Annotated in this window: 16 protein-coding genes and 1 pseudogene; 3 read left to right on the top strand and 14 right to left on the bottom strand. The window is 34.7% G+C overall.

Annotated elements, in window-relative coordinates; translation table 11 throughout:
* Positions 1-211 precede the first annotated feature (211 nt).
* From AC1Q8M_RS11300 to AC1Q8M_RS11330, 7 genes are all read right to left on the bottom strand, one after another.
* Entirely contained in the window at positions 212-718 is a 507-nt protein-coding gene (locus AC1Q8M_RS11300; protein WP_000805743.1) for a DUF3902 family protein, read from the bottom strand.
* Between the two features lie 258 nt (positions 719-976).
* Positions 977-1,705, bottom strand: a complete 729-nt coding sequence (locus tag AC1Q8M_RS11305; protein WP_001284442.1) for a hypothetical protein — start codon at positions 1,703-1,705, stop codon at positions 977-979.
* A 15-nt stretch (positions 1,706-1,720) separates the two neighbouring features.
* Entirely contained in the window at positions 1,721-2,830 is a 1,110-nt protein-coding gene (locus AC1Q8M_RS11310) for a DUF58 domain-containing protein (protein WP_098855669.1), read from the bottom strand.
* On the bottom strand, positions 2,827-3,759 hold the full coding sequence (locus tag AC1Q8M_RS11315) for an AAA family ATPase (RefSeq protein WP_000105647.1): 933 nt from the start codon (positions 3,757-3,759) through the stop codon (positions 2,827-2,829). The genes AC1Q8M_RS11310 and AC1Q8M_RS11315 overlap by 4 nt, the downstream gene beginning before the upstream one ends.
* A gap of 145 nt (positions 3,760-3,904) precedes the next feature.
* Complete coding sequence (locus tag AC1Q8M_RS11320) at positions 3,905-4,198, bottom strand: putative quinol monooxygenase (protein ID WP_000583827.1); 294 nt, start codon at positions 4,196-4,198, stop codon at positions 3,905-3,907.
* Positions 4,199-4,242: 44 nt separating this feature from the next.
* The gene (locus tag AC1Q8M_RS11325) at positions 4,243-4,881 is read right to left on the bottom strand and encodes a nitroreductase family protein (protein WP_000185403.1); all 639 of its coding nucleotides are present in this window, start codon (positions 4,879-4,881) and stop codon (positions 4,243-4,245) included.
* A 17-nt stretch (positions 4,882-4,898) separates the two neighbouring features.
* A complete protein-coding gene (locus AC1Q8M_RS11330) occupies positions 4,899-5,327 on the bottom strand; it encodes a MarR family winged helix-turn-helix transcriptional regulator (RefSeq protein WP_000204169.1) in 429 nt (142 codons plus the stop codon).
* A 264-nt stretch (positions 5,328-5,591) separates the two neighbouring features.
* On the opposite strand from AC1Q8M_RS11330, the gene AC1Q8M_RS11335 reads away from it, so the two are divergent.
* Complete coding sequence (locus tag AC1Q8M_RS11335; RefSeq protein WP_097914093.1) at positions 5,592-7,535, top strand: elongation factor G; 1,944 nt, start codon at positions 5,592-5,594, stop codon at positions 7,533-7,535.
* A gap of 47 nt (positions 7,536-7,582) precedes the next feature.
* On the opposite strand, the gene AC1Q8M_RS11340 is transcribed toward AC1Q8M_RS11335, so the two are convergent.
* Together AC1Q8M_RS11340 and AC1Q8M_RS11345 are read right to left on the bottom strand one after the other, a co-directional pair.
* Positions 7,583-8,248 carry an alpha/beta hydrolase gene (locus tag AC1Q8M_RS11340; protein WP_141505655.1) on the bottom strand — a complete coding sequence of 222 codons (666 nt, stop codon included), beginning with the start codon at positions 8,246-8,248 and terminating at the stop codon, positions 7,583-7,585.
* On the bottom strand, positions 8,249-8,716 hold the full coding sequence (locus AC1Q8M_RS11345; RefSeq protein ID WP_029442679.1) for an NUDIX hydrolase: 468 nt from the start codon (positions 8,714-8,716) through the stop codon (positions 8,249-8,251).
* A gap of 193 nt (positions 8,717-8,909) precedes the next feature.
* Here AC1Q8M_RS11345 and AC1Q8M_RS11350 point away from each other — a divergent pair, with 193 nt between their 5' ends.
* The gene (locus tag AC1Q8M_RS11350) at positions 8,910-9,701 is read left to right on the top strand and encodes a DUF4240 domain-containing protein (RefSeq protein WP_098855668.1); all 792 of its coding nucleotides are present in this window, start codon (positions 8,910-8,912) and stop codon (positions 9,699-9,701) included.
* Between the two features lie 59 nt (positions 9,702-9,760).
* Here the strand turns inward: AC1Q8M_RS11350 and AC1Q8M_RS11355 are convergent, their stop codons facing one another.
* From AC1Q8M_RS11355 to AC1Q8M_RS11375, 5 genes are all read right to left on the bottom strand, one after another.
* A complete protein-coding gene (locus AC1Q8M_RS11355) occupies positions 9,761-10,798 on the bottom strand; it encodes an SDR family oxidoreductase (RefSeq protein WP_098360734.1) in 1,038 nt (345 codons plus the stop codon).
* Positions 10,799-10,898: 100 nt separating this feature from the next.
* Positions 10,899-11,834 (bottom strand): serine hydrolase domain-containing protein, encoded by a 936-nt coding sequence (locus AC1Q8M_RS11360; RefSeq protein ID WP_098360733.1) that lies wholly within the window; start codon positions 11,832-11,834, stop codon positions 10,899-10,901.
* A 24-nt stretch (positions 11,835-11,858) separates the two neighbouring features.
* On the bottom strand, positions 11,859-12,749 hold the full coding sequence (locus AC1Q8M_RS11365; RefSeq protein WP_098855667.1) for an AraC family transcriptional regulator: 891 nt from the start codon (positions 12,747-12,749) through the stop codon (positions 11,859-11,861).
* A gap of 48 nt (positions 12,750-12,797) precedes the next feature.
* Entirely contained in the window at positions 12,798-13,268 is a 471-nt protein-coding gene (locus tag AC1Q8M_RS11370) for a GNAT family N-acetyltransferase (RefSeq protein WP_098855666.1), read from the bottom strand.
* A gap of 17 nt (positions 13,269-13,285) precedes the next feature.
* The gene (locus AC1Q8M_RS11375; protein ID WP_000610492.1) at positions 13,286-13,693 is read right to left on the bottom strand and encodes a DUF3980 domain-containing protein; all 408 of its coding nucleotides are present in this window, start codon (positions 13,691-13,693) and stop codon (positions 13,286-13,288) included.
* A gap of 96 nt (positions 13,694-13,789) precedes the next feature.
* On the opposite strand from AC1Q8M_RS11375, the pseudogene AC1Q8M_RS11380 reads away from it, so the two are divergent.
* Positions 13,790-14,256: pseudogene (locus AC1Q8M_RS11380) on the top strand (NUDIX hydrolase).
* The last annotated feature ends 15 nt before the right edge of the window (positions 14,257-14,271 follow it).

Consider the following 14,271-nt stretch of genomic DNA (forward strand, 5'->3'; position numbering starts at 1 on the left):
ATATCGTATTGATTCAAGCTATACTTTCATCCTAAATGATAAAACTCTCTTTTTTCTTATCCATTCCTTACGAAATACTTACTTTCAAAATTAGACGCCCAGATGAGAAAAAGTAATGTATGAAAATAAAAAAAGAACGTGTTTTCAATTTTTGAAAACTCGTTCTTTTACATATTTAAAACCCTATATCAACTTTTTAGTTCATTTACTTTTACCATCCTGCACTAGCGTTCATGCCATTCCCGATAATAGTAAGTATTAATGGCCACAGCACTGGTGCTAACGTAAGAAATAGATTAAGCAGTATAAGTATTCTATATCTCCCAGGAATATTATAATTTTTACGATTAACAAATAATACAAAAACTAATAATATTATGGTCGTTACAAATAAAAGTAACACTAACAACCAATACCAAACCATTAAACTGAGACTCCATGGCTGTAATAGCTCGTGTACAATACCAAAGGTGATTCCCAATACTGCAAAACTAAAGGTAGTAACTGTTGCTTTGATAAACAATTTACTCCATTTTTTATCGTATGTATACTTACAATATAAATCTATTAACGTGTATAAAGATAAAAAGGCCATGAATACACCTACCCAAGACAATAACCAGTCTCCGCCTCCTCTAACTAACATAAACAGAAACCAACACATCCCTGCTGCAGAAAAAATAAAGGAAAGGAGTATGTTTTTCAATACAGGTTTCATTCTATTTTCACACCCTTATAAAAATTTAAAAATAAATTATAATTTTTTATTTACATGCTACCCGTAATCAATTCATCTCTTTTTCATTCTATACTGATGAAGCGAAGATAAACTCATAAAAAATGTAACGAGCAATACTCTACTAAGGCAACTTTTTTCCATTGGTAGAGATATAAAAAAGTAAGTATACATTACCATGTAATTAAATATAAGTAAATGAAATTAATTTACAGTTAATTTCATTTACTTATATTAATGTCACGCTTTCCCGTCTCGCTCTATCCATCGTACAGTCTTCTCTACATCTAACTCCGTATACGTCTTTTCTCCATAACGGACAGACTCATATATCGGAATAATATCTCGCGTTCTACAAATTCTACTTAACCATTGTTGCATCGTTTCATATGACCTTCTCTGTTCGTGAAATGGTAAAGTTCTTTCCCATTCCACTAACGTTTGCCTTATCTTATCTTTAGGTAACGGCTGTTCAAACTGATGCTTCACTTTCTTGTTCTTTTCGGTTCTATCCGTATTTTCTTTTGTTATCGATTGTTTATCCTGTTCTATTTCTGAATTCATTACCTTTTTCCTCATTAATTTATAAAAAGCATATAGAATGACCACTGCAATAATTACATAAAAAACGACACTAATCCATGAATTTGAAAGAACAGAAAACACATCAGTCCATGAATTTTTTCGTACAAAAAGTGGAATTTTCCTATCTATTTTTGTTCTTGTATCTACAACTCCTGTTTCTTCATCTATAATTCTTTCAGGTTCATCAAACTGTTCGTCTAAACTAGTAAAATCATAATTTCTTTCCGATATTGTCTCCGTCTTACTAGAAAAAAGCCCTTTTACTATGTCTTGTACATGCACAACACCTTGTGATAACGTTATCGCACTAACCGTAAAGAAAAGTATCATGAAAACTCTAATACTCCAAATCTTCACCTTCATATGTCGCTCTTTATTAGCCATAACATAAACCCCTTCTTATTCTTTAATTACGACCCATTTATTCGTTCTACTGTATTTCTTTGGGGAAGTACCAAGAATTAAAGGAACTGCATCCAATTCTTTTCGCCGAAAGCCTGCTGTGTAAAAATAAGTAGACGATACAGGAGTATCTTGGTCCGATATTGAGGCAAGTACTTTTAATACATTTTGCAAATGTTTTCGGTTATGACCGTTCTTTATATGTAGCAAACCGTTATCTTTTACGCTATTGATCCATACTTCAAATGAACAGTTTTGCATAAGCAGTTGTTTACATATGCCTGCCGTTAATTCAATGAGTTCCTCTGTATCATTTCGCAAAGAAATACCGCTTTTATTTTGCAAGTTGAGATATATCGCATATTTATCTGATTTTGTTCGCTCGTACTTTTTCGCGGTTATCGTCCCTGTTTTCGCTGTTGCACTCCAGTGGATAGAACGAAAATCTTCATTTTCATACGACTTCACTCCCATTACTTTCGTTTCATCATATAAGGGGGATGACATCGCTTTTCGAAACCCTCGTGACCATTCTTGCAATTCAGGAACTTGGATTTTCGGAACAGCTGGTAAAACTAAATAAGACGGCGTTTCAACTTGTTTATACGTTATATGGTTCGTTATGAATCCAAAGGGATCCGTAATGACAATTTCAACTTCTTCCCATTTCGCAATTCCTCTTTTTACAGCTACAGCTTGCAAATCAAATGAAACTGATTCTCTTCCTTTTATATTAAAATTTATATAATAATTTGAACCTGTACTATGATTTTTGTTTATTTCATCATGATTCCAAGTTAACTTATTTTCACATTTAAATCGAAATACGATATTGAAAATAGGGAATAACGACTTGTTTGAAATTTTCATTTTGCACACATTCGCTTCACCTATAAAAACGTTTGAATTCCCTTGACTGTATTCCCATTCAACACGAGATACTTTACGTATGTATACATGCATCGCACCTATTAAAATTACATACAAAAATACGAGAGATAAAAACAATAGATTACTTGAAAATACACATAAAATAACGGCTACACCTGACATAACTCCCATTACTAAAGGCTCCGCTAAAGGTGTATACACAAGTTGTTGATTCATTGTACATTCTCCACTGGCACATTAATCGTATGAAGAATTTCTTTCATGATTTGTTCTCTCGTTGTTTTCATCTCCCCCTCAATCGTTAACGTTAAACGATGAGCGCAAACAGATGCTGCGAGCGTCTTAATATCATCTGGCGTACAATAATCTCTTTCATTTAATATTGCCCTTGCTTGAATCGCTCTCATAAATGCCAACGTCCCCCGCGGGCTTACTCCAATTTCAATTAACTCATGTTTACGCGTTGCCTCAATAATCTCAAGTAGATAATCTTGCACATCATTCCCTACTAACACTTCTCTTGCTCGTTTTTGCACTGTAATAATTTCTTCAGTTGAAATAATTGAATGTAACGTTTCTAACGGATCATTCATTTGAAAACGATTCATCATCTCCTTTTCTGCTTCTCTCGTAGGATAGCCTTGACGTATAGTTAGTAAAAAACGGTCTAGTTGTGCATCAGGTAAAGGAAATGTACCGGCCGATTCAAGAGGATTTTGCGTTGCAATAACTAAAAAAGGTTCTGGTAATGAATGTGTCTGTTTCGCAATCGTAACAGTACGTTCTTCCATCACTTCCAATAACGAAGATTGCGTTCTTGGTACAGCTCGATTAATTTCATCCACTACTACTATATTTGCAAAAATAGGACCTAACCTCGTTTTAAATTCCGATTCCTTCACATCAAAATATTCGAGACCAATAACATCTCCAGGCAAAGTATCCGCTGTGAATTGAATTCTTTGAAATTTAGCATCTATACTTTTAGCCAAACTTTTCGCTAATGTTGTTTTCCCCGTCCCAGGTACATCCTCCAATAAAATATGCCCTCTTGCTATAAGTGCTATAGCTGCAAGTTCAATCGCTTCATCTTTTCCTATAATAACCTTCGAAATATTGTCCGTAATTTTCTTTAATGTACTCATGTATATATCTCCTAACTTTATTTATTCTGAAAATTAAGAATTATTCATTTCCAAATTATAACACATCACAGTAGAAGTAAATATATTCCTATCAAAATAAAAAAAGATACCCATAGCAAACGCTAAGGATATCCTTTTCACCATATTATTTTACTAACGCTCCATTATAAGCTTTTATATCAAGAGGAGCAGTTAAAAACGATTTTACTTTGCTAACGAAAGATGTGAAGTGTTCACTCTTATTATGACTTGCAACTGCTGCTTCATCTTTCCATACTTCTACCATCGTATACACATTTTCTTTTTCCGTATCTTTATAAAGATCATAAGATACATTTCCACTTTCTTCTCTTGAACTATGAATTAGCGGACGAATTTCTTCTAAAAATGATTGTTGTTTTGCTGGATCTACTTGAAATATTGCGTGAATTATAATCATGATGTTTCCCCTCTCATATCTCACTTATTTCTGTATTTATAAAATTACTTCCATTCAGCAACTTTTTCAACTGGAAGGCGTACTGATTGGTAACCACTGTCAGCAGCTTTTCCGATTGAAATTAACATAACTGGTACGTGACGTTCTTTATCTAATCCGAATGCTTCTGCGATTTGGTCTTTTTCAAATCCACCAATTGGACAAGTATCATAACCGTGAGCACGAGCCGCTAACATAAATTGCATTGCTACAAGACCACCGTCAATTAGTACTGTATCTTTCATAACTTCTGGTGTAACCATTGAGAAGTAAGCTGAAAGTTTTTTCATTTGATCTTCTTTTACTTCTGCTGGCATTAAACCGCGCTCTACAGCTGTACCGTAAATTTCTTCCGCGTTATCAAAGTTGTTTAAATCACCAAATACAGCAATCATTGCTGAAGATGTTTCTACTTGAGATTGATTGAATTTCGCAAGTGGTGCAAGTGTCGCTTTCGCTTCGTCACTTTCAATCACTAAAAATCTCCATGGTTGCATGTTTACAGAAGATGGTGCAAGTGTTGCTTCTGTAAGAATTTCTGTCATTTCTTCTTTACTAATTTTCACTGAAGGATCGTATTTACGAATTGAACGGCGTCCTGTTAAAATTTCGTTAAAATTATTTGTTTTTACTGAGTTAGTCATAGTTGAATTCTCCCTTTTTATAGTTCTTTTATATTTTCTTGAATGTGATTTAACATAGTTAAAAGATTATCGCGCTGTTCTTCACTTAACCCTTTAAATGCTGAAGCTGCAAAACGTTCTTTTTCCTCTTGAAACGCCTGAATTTTATTTCGTCCCTCTTCAGTAAGAGAAACTAACGTAATTCTATTATCATCTGGATTTTTACGTCTTGTAATCATTTCATTTGCCTCAAGCTGCTTTAAATGCCTCGTTATCGCAGCATTATCAATATTCACTTCTTGTTGAAGTGCTTTTTGACTAATTTCACCTACTTCATATAACTGAAGTATAAGCTCTAATCGGGACTGGCTCATACCCGTACAACCTTCAAACTTCGAACTTACTTCTTTATTTAGAAAGTGTAATTTATATAAAATAATCGCTTCTTTTGAGCATGAACTTGTCAAACTATCCCTCCTTTATACACAAAATAAAAACATTTGATGTATCAATATTTGATATGTCAATTAATATAATCTATATCTATTTAGAATGCAAGCATTTTGTTTTCATTTATATTTTTCCAAATTAAGGCGCTTTGTCGCGTTACAAATAATGTTAATTGCACTATAATAGTACTAATTTAAATGACTGGAGAGTGATTGTAATGCGGCAATACACAAATAGAAATGAGGAATTAAAAATGGAAAATGAAATGAGGATATTCACATATGACAACAATAAATATAGGGATTGTCGCGCACGTAGACGCTGGCAAGACGAGTTTGACTGAGCGTATTCTTTATGAAACGAATGTGATTAAAGAAATTGGCCGAGTAGATAGTGGTAATACACAAACTGACTCAATGGAATTAGAAAGACAACGCGGAATTACCATTAAAGCATCTGTCGTTTCTTTCTTTATTGATGATGTAAAAGTAAATGTCATTGATACACCTGGACACGCTGATTTTATCGCTGAAGTGGAGCGATCATTCCGCGTTCTAGACGGTGCGATTTTAGTTATCTCTGCCGTTGAAGGTGTGCAAGCACAAACAAAAATTTTAATGCGAACATTACAGAAACTAAACATACCGACAATTTTATTCGTTAATAAAATTGATCGTAGTGGAGCAAACACTGAAAAAGTTATGAAACAAATAAAAGAGGTTCTTTCAAATGAAGCATTCCCCTTCTACTCTGTTCTAAACGAAGGAACGAAAGAAGCCCGGATCATTGAATATAAATCATATGACGATTGTATGGAACTGTTAGCACCATTTAATGAATCATTACTTGAGTCATATGTAAATAACGAAATAATACCGGACGCACTATTAAGAGAAAAACTAGAACAGCAAATACAGCAAGCAAGTGTGTATTCAATCTTTTTCGGTTCAGCAATGACAGGTATAGGAGTAACAGAACTACTTGAAAAACTTCCGGCCCTAATGCCAGCTCTTACATCGGCACAAGAGGAACCATTATCCGGTGTTGTTTTTAAAATTGAACGTGAACCTTCTGGAGAAAAGGTTGCTTATATAAGAGTTTTTTCAGGTAGCTTACATGTTAGAAAATATGTTGATATACAGCGCGATGAGTCTCTACCACATAAAGAAAAGATTAAAAAAATGTGTATGTTTCATAGCGGAAATGCTGTTCAATCTACTATCGTTCCTAGCGGAGAATTTTGCAAAGTGTGGGGACTGAATGATATAAAAATTGGTGATATTATTGGTGAACGTACGGATTATATAAAAGATATTCACTTTGCCGAACCACAAATGGAAGCTTCCATTGATGCAGTATCAAAAGAAAGAATTCATGATTTATACGCTGCACTTATGGAGCTATGTGAAGAAGATCCACTTATTAAAGTGTGGAAAGATGATGTTCATAATGAACTATACATTCGCCTTTTCGGTGAGGTACAAAAAGAAGTAATTGAAACAACACTTTATGAGAAATATAATTTGCAAGTTACTTTTTCAAATACGCGAGTTGTATGTATCGAGAAACCAATTGGCTTAGGCAATTCTGTTGAAGTAATGGGTGAAAAAGAGAATCCATTTTACGCAACAGTCGGATTCAAAGTTGAACGTGGTGAACTTAACTCTGGCGTAACATATCACTTAGGTGTTGAACTCGGATCACTACCTTTAGCATTCCATAAAGCGATTGAAGATACGGTATTTCAAACGTTAAAACAAGGATTATATGGATGGGAAGTTACAGATATTATCGTCACGTTAACACATACTGGTTATGCTAGTCCTGTTACAACAGCAAGTGACTTTAGAAATTTGACACCGATCGTATTAATGGATGCTTTAAAGCAAGCTGAAACATATGTATATGAACCAGTAAATGAGTTTGAATTAACTGTACCGGAGCACGCAATTAGTACTGCAATGTATAAACTCGCTGCCGTTCCAGCAACTTTTGCAGAGCCTATATTCAATTACAATTCTTATCAGTTAACAGGATCATTACCTGTTGCGAAAACAGAGAGTTTCAAACGAATACTACATTCATTTACAGAAGGAGAAGGCATATTTACAACGAAGCCAGCTGGTTTCACAAAGCTTATGGCTCCCTTCCCTACTCGAAAACGTGTTGATTATAATCCGCTGAACCGGAAAGATTATTTGCTTCATGTGTTGAAGGCTTATTAAAAGTAAAAGAGGTGCAATTCGCACCTCTTTTTGCATGTATTGATAAGTTATTTTTTCCTAACAACTTCTTTAAGCTTTTCTATTATATTTGCTATCGCTTCAATTGAATTCTTTGTTTCATATTCCCCAACATTTACAGAATGATTTGCGTTTTTAACAACATCAATCGTTAAAGTTGTTTTATATAACTGATCAATTTGATCTGCATTGTATTGGTGATCTTTATCCCCAATAACTAAAAGCCCTTCGTGTCGACTATGTAAGATAGAATCAAAAATTGTATCAAACGTCAGTAAAGGTGTAAGTAGCATCATTTTTGACTGCGCGAATTCTTCTCTCTTCATTAAATCATTTGCAATCGGAATTGTTCCGAGTGATTTCCCTAAAAACAAAGTCTCGTTGTATTGCTCATCTTTTAATACTTCTTTCATTATAGGATGAATATCATCCATCATTACTTTCGTTACTTCTTCCATCGGTTTATTCATTAATTGTCCATCAAAGGAATAATGAATATGTATAACATCTATTTTATGTTCAAGCATTAACATCGTTGCATAATAAAATAACGGTTTATCGTAATTGTATCCTGAACCTGAGAACATAAAGCAAATCCTACTAGAACCTTTTTCGATATGTGTGTAACGAATTACTTTATCATCTATATGTATTTCTTTTTTAGTCCCCTTCACCCTTTTCCCCTCCGAATACATTTAATTTTGTAAAACGATATGTTCTGTATGAACTGCTATATCCTTTACTTTCTCTTTTATAAATGCAGGCTGTAAGCTATATGCATCTAACTCTTCTACCGGCACCCACTTAAACAAATACGTTCTACCCTCTTCTTCCAAAATATATTGATCCGCTCCATTCGCAGGTAATTCATGTAGCTCTACTTCATAATAAAAACTAATCTCATGAAACTTTCGCTCAGAAAGTGTAAAGAAATTTTCTACTGTCCATATTAATCTCTTCTCTTTCATAGGAACAGCTAGTTCTTCTGCAAGTTCTCGTTTTAACGCAGCTTCACTATTTTCTAGCATTTTCACTCTTCCGCCTGGTACATACCAATAATCTTCCCCTTTGTTTTGAAGAATAAGTATTTTATTATTCTGTTTACAAATTGCTCCAACGCGGTAATTAAAACATGTTTCCTCAACTTTAAACGTAAGATCCATCCGTAATGCCCCCTCATATAAATATCGAATTATTACAAAACAATTATGTAATTACTGTACAAATAAGGTTACTAAATTTATTCACTCCATTCAATAATTTTCGAATTTTCTAAACTCTTATTTTTCATCATTACAAGTGTATATACATATGTTACAATCACATTGCACACTAGAAAACATTATGGGGGTACGGATGGAAACGTTATTAATCCAGCAAACTGAGAAATCAAATAAGTTTTGGAAAATCGTTGTGAAAGAAAAGAACTATGTTGTGTTTTACGGAAAAGTTGGCACAGCTGGCAGTGTGAAAGCGAAAGAGTTTGAAACAGAAGAAGAATGTATGAAAGAAACTAATAAACTAGTTGCTTCCAAACGTAAAAAAGGATATACAGACCCGTTGTCTGGGGAAGATTACATAAAAGAAAAAACGATAACCGAAGAAGAATTTTGGGAACTACTTCATCGTGCAAAAACGAAAGGTGAGGACCAAGAAGAACAAATAGAATGGCTTACTTCTCACCTTGCTAAACGTACAGTACATGAAATTGTAGCTTTTGATACGCATATGCATCGTCTTTTGAAAGACTCCTATACCTCCCGTTTATGGGCAGCAGCCTATATTATTATGGGTGGCTGTTCAGATGATACTTTCGATTACTTCCGTGGATGGTTATTATATCAAGGAAAAGAGACATACGAAGCTTGTATTGAAGATCCAGAACGATTAATTCCTGTATTAGAAAATTTGAGTGAATATGACGTCCCAGAGATTGAAGAACTTACTCTATATTTCGGGCAAGAAGTTTACATGGAGAAGACTGGGGATGAAGATGATACATACTTTACACTATACCATGTCTTAACAAATGAAGAGTTTGAGGAAGTTGATATCGAGTTAGATTGGAATGAAGATGACGAAGAAGATTTGAAGAAGATGTTTCCTAAGCTATGGGAGATGTATGGGGAAGAACCAATTGAGTGGTAGATTCATATTAGGACTCTGTTTAACCAATAAACAGAGTCCTTTTTTCACAAGATTCTTATTTAAACCCTCCTTATTCCATACCACTTATCCAATAACATCTTTTCTCTTTCCCTTGAAATCCCTGCTTTTAATTCCCAATTCTCCATACTCTTCATCCACTTATACATATCTGTAACTGTATGTTCTAAACTTCTAAAAGTAAGTCCTTCTTTAACAGCACTTGCAATACTAATAGAAAACCCGCCTCTCCACGGCTTCGTCTCACCATCTAATGGGAAAGTTTCTGGAATCCACAAAGGCATTTCTGTCCAAGGCTGCACATTGTGTTCACTCATAAACGATTCGTCTACCCAAACAAATTCAGCATCGCTATTCGTAACCTTTTTACACGTATTTAATAGCTCTTCCATCGTCAATTCATCATTCGGACCTGTTACATTGAATATACCTGCTTTATTGTTTTCTACCATGTTGAGTCCAAAGTTTGCGACGTCTTTTATATCAACTATCTGCACTGGACGGGTTTTTCTTCCTGGCACTAATACTTTTCCTCCCTTTGCTACACGCCCAATCCAGTATGGAAGTCGATCTGTATAATCGAACATTCCTGAAAGAAGTCCTGCTCTTACGTGTAAAACACGCCCCGGCCAATACTTCTCTGCTTCTTTTTCGCATAATACTTTCAGCGCACCATAATGCTCATAAGGAGATATTTCACCATTCTCTACAGCCTTTATTTGCCCTTCCGTCGGTTCAGGTTGTAATATATAGTCTTCTTTTATGTCATGCGGAATCCAATCTTTATATACGGAAAGGCTTGAGATGAATATATAGTGTTCAATATTATCTTTAAGCACTTCTCCAACATTCCTAATATGATGTGGAGAAAATCCACATGTGTCTATGACAACATCCCACGTTCGATTTTTTAAACTTGATACATCGTTATTTCTGTCACCGGTTAACTGCTCCACATTAGAAAAAATTTCTTTGTTTGTTCCTCGGTTAAATAACGTAATTTCATGCCCTCTCTGTAAAGCCTCATCTACAAATGCTCTTCCTAAAAATCGTGTACCGCCTAGAATTAGAATTTTCATGGTTCTCCCCCATTCGTGATTAATAACCCTTCCTAATGTTTAACGATTTTTTATTGAGGAAAGTTACGGGGAGCGTTTAAATTTTTCTACAAGTTCACCATTACTCTTTTAAAAGTATATACTCTTTGATTAATCTCCATCTATCCTTTGTTTCTGGCACAACTTCAGAAGCCATCACCACCACCAATTCCTTCTCTGGAATACAACAAATCATATTCCCACCATCACCCATTGCACAATACGAATAGACACCCTCTTCTTCTCGTAACCACCATAAGTAACCATATTGATTTGAATTCATCGCTATTGATTCTTTTATCCATGATTTTGATAGTATTTGTTTTCCATTATGAATACCTTCATTCAAATACATCTGTCCAAACTTAGCCATATCCCTAACCGTTAACGTTAGTCCCCAGCCGCCCGTCGAAATACCGTTTGGATCGTGAACCCATCCCTTTACAGCTTTTCCGAATAAGTCATCAAATCCAAATGCTTTCATATTGTAGTTTGAGATTTCGCTCATGCCGAGTGGTTGAAATAAGTATTCATTCGCAAACTCACGGGCACTTTTTCCTGTTACACTCGTAATAATCGCTGATAGTACATGTGCTCCTGCAGATGAATATTTAAAAGATCCAATTTCTCCGCCTTGTCCTATCCTATTTAACGTATACTGTACCCAATCTCGTTGCATACATAGTTCTTCTAACGGCTCCTGCCAGTCTACGAAAGGATGTGGAGCTGTCATTGTCAACAGATGTCGTACTGTTATTTCAGATGAATTAACGTTATATTCCGAGAAAAATTCTATTACTTTTTGATCAACGCTTTTTATATAGCCCTTATCTATACATATCCCAATTAGGGTAGAGATTACCGTTTTTGTGACTGACGCTATGTGAAATGCATCATCTGGACCGTAACCGTTATAATGTTTTTCAAAAATAACATTACCTTTCTGCACTACTAACATCCCATTCATATTTTCATATTCTTCTTTTATAATCAGATTTAACTTTTCAGCATTTTTCATCATTCATTCCCCTTTAACCTATAATTAAAAAGGTTCGATAGGTACATATATATCAACTATATGTTTCTTTTCCGGGTGCCGTCTTGGGTCATTTTTATACATTTCAAAAGGATACGAATCTCTCGGTTTATATCCGCTATTTGGAAGCCACTTACCGTATATAAAGTCCCATGCCCCTTTATATTCATCTTGGAATATTTCAAAATGTCCTACTGCATACTTTCCAGAAGGTATTACCATTATTCCTATGTCGTTCGTTTCTACTGCGGACGCATCCGGAATTGTTATACATAAACTTGTTCTTAAATGATAGTCCTCAGTAAATTCATGATGATCGTGGTAAATGGTTAATACTTTCGTATCATCAAATACATGATAGTTTTGTTTAGCTGCGTAATAAAATAATTTCTCTATCATTTTTGGAAAAGCTATAGTTAACTCTCCATATGTACCGATATGTCTTGTGTATGCAACGTTTATATCATCCGCTGTTACAATTTCAACATTCCCTCGAACCTTCTTACATTCATTGTATTGAGAAATTCCTCTTACGACTTTGCAATTCTTGCTATTGTGATTTCGATATTGAGACGGACTTACTCCGTAATAATTTTTAAATGTACGGGAGAAAACTGCTGAATCTGTGAAACCAAAATGGTAAGCGATATCCGTAATCGTCATATCCAATCGATATGTAAGAAGGTTTGTTGCCCTTTCTAACTTCAATCGATTTACATATCGTGATAACGGCTCGTCTACTATTCCTTTAAAAATTCGATGAAAATGAAACTTTGAAAATCCTGCTATATCCGCTAGCTCTTCAATGGATAGTAAACTGTCTATGTTTGATTCTATATAATCTTGAACTGTATGTATGCGTCTTACATACTCATTTCTGCTTTGTTTATTTTCCATACTAATACCTCCTCACAACAAAAAGGCTAACTTCACGCTAGCCTACTTTTACACATGTTTCAAAAATAAAACTCTACTACCGCCATTCCCATCATAATTTGTATGTACCGATACACCTTCTATCTCATCATCCCCAGCCTCAATTTGAAAGCCAATCTCCCTATGAAACTGTATCGATTTTTTATTAACTGGTGACGTGATTGCTTTTACAACTTTACGGTTATTTGCACGTGCGACATCAAAGAAATACGAATACAATGTCGATGCAATTCCTCTTCTTCTATACTTCGGATTGACACCGATAAAATGAACGTACGCTTCCTCTTTATGCGTTTGTGAGAAGAATCCGCATAAGAAACCTAACGTTTCTCCCTCTTCTTCAATAATAAAACTCGTTTCTTGAAAGTGAATGAAGAACAATTTTGGCAACATGGCAGCCATGTCTCTCCCGCCCCACCAATCATTTAAAACAGAATGAATCTTTACATAATCTTCCCCTTGGATGTTTCTTACTCGCATATGTTTCTCCCTCTCACTCACTTCATTTTTTCATAAATTTTAATGACTGTTTCTACTAATAGGATGAATACCCATATCCCGCAAAATACGAGAACTGACTGAAATATAGAACCTAGCATAACAATACTTATTAAACCTAATTCTGATCCTGAAATGGACATTTCATCAAACCCCAGGTTATGTATAAATGGACCAGTTGAAAAAGCCATTAAAATAGATCCTATTAAATAAATCACACTCATTATTTTTAATATTTTTATAGAAAGATACGAAGTTTGTTTTTCTTCCACTTGTGATAATTCGATTTCTCCACTCGCAATTCCTTTTTGCAAACAGTCCTCACATAGAAATTCTTCCTTAATTTTTTTACCCCCGTGCAATGTACCTGTAATTTCTTTACAGCGCGAACACTTTCGATTTATCATTTTGTTATCACTCCAATCTCGTAAGATTATACTTATACAATTCTATTTTTACCTTATTATTCCTTTTGTGTATTTTATAGAGAGGTGACGTGTTTTATGATATCTAAACTTATTTTTGGTTATAAAAAGCCTACTGAGCAATATGTATTACGGCCTAGTTGTTATGCAATTATTTTTAACTCAACTTCTTCAAACATTGCTATTATCCAAAAAGGAGACCGTTATTTTTTACCTGGTGGCGGTATGGAAGGTACCGAAACAAAAGATGAATGCTTACATCGTGAACTACTAGAGGAATTAGGATGGGTAATTGAAATTAATCAATATATCGGTAATGCAATGCGATATTTTTATGCGGAAAAAGAAGATACTTATTATTTAACGATGGGTTCTTTTATATTGCGAACATGGTGCAGACACAAACTGAAAACTGTGAGGAAGATCATGTTTTGCGGTGGATGTCTCCTTTACTTGCTGTAGAGCTTCTCATTCATGATCATCAAAAATGGGCTGTTGAACAAGCGCTTTTATTACAAAAACCAAAAGGATCTCCTTCTATATGAAAGAGATCCTTTTTA

The sequence above is a fragment of the Bacillus sp. GW823-FHT06A10 genome, assembly GCF_058795375.1.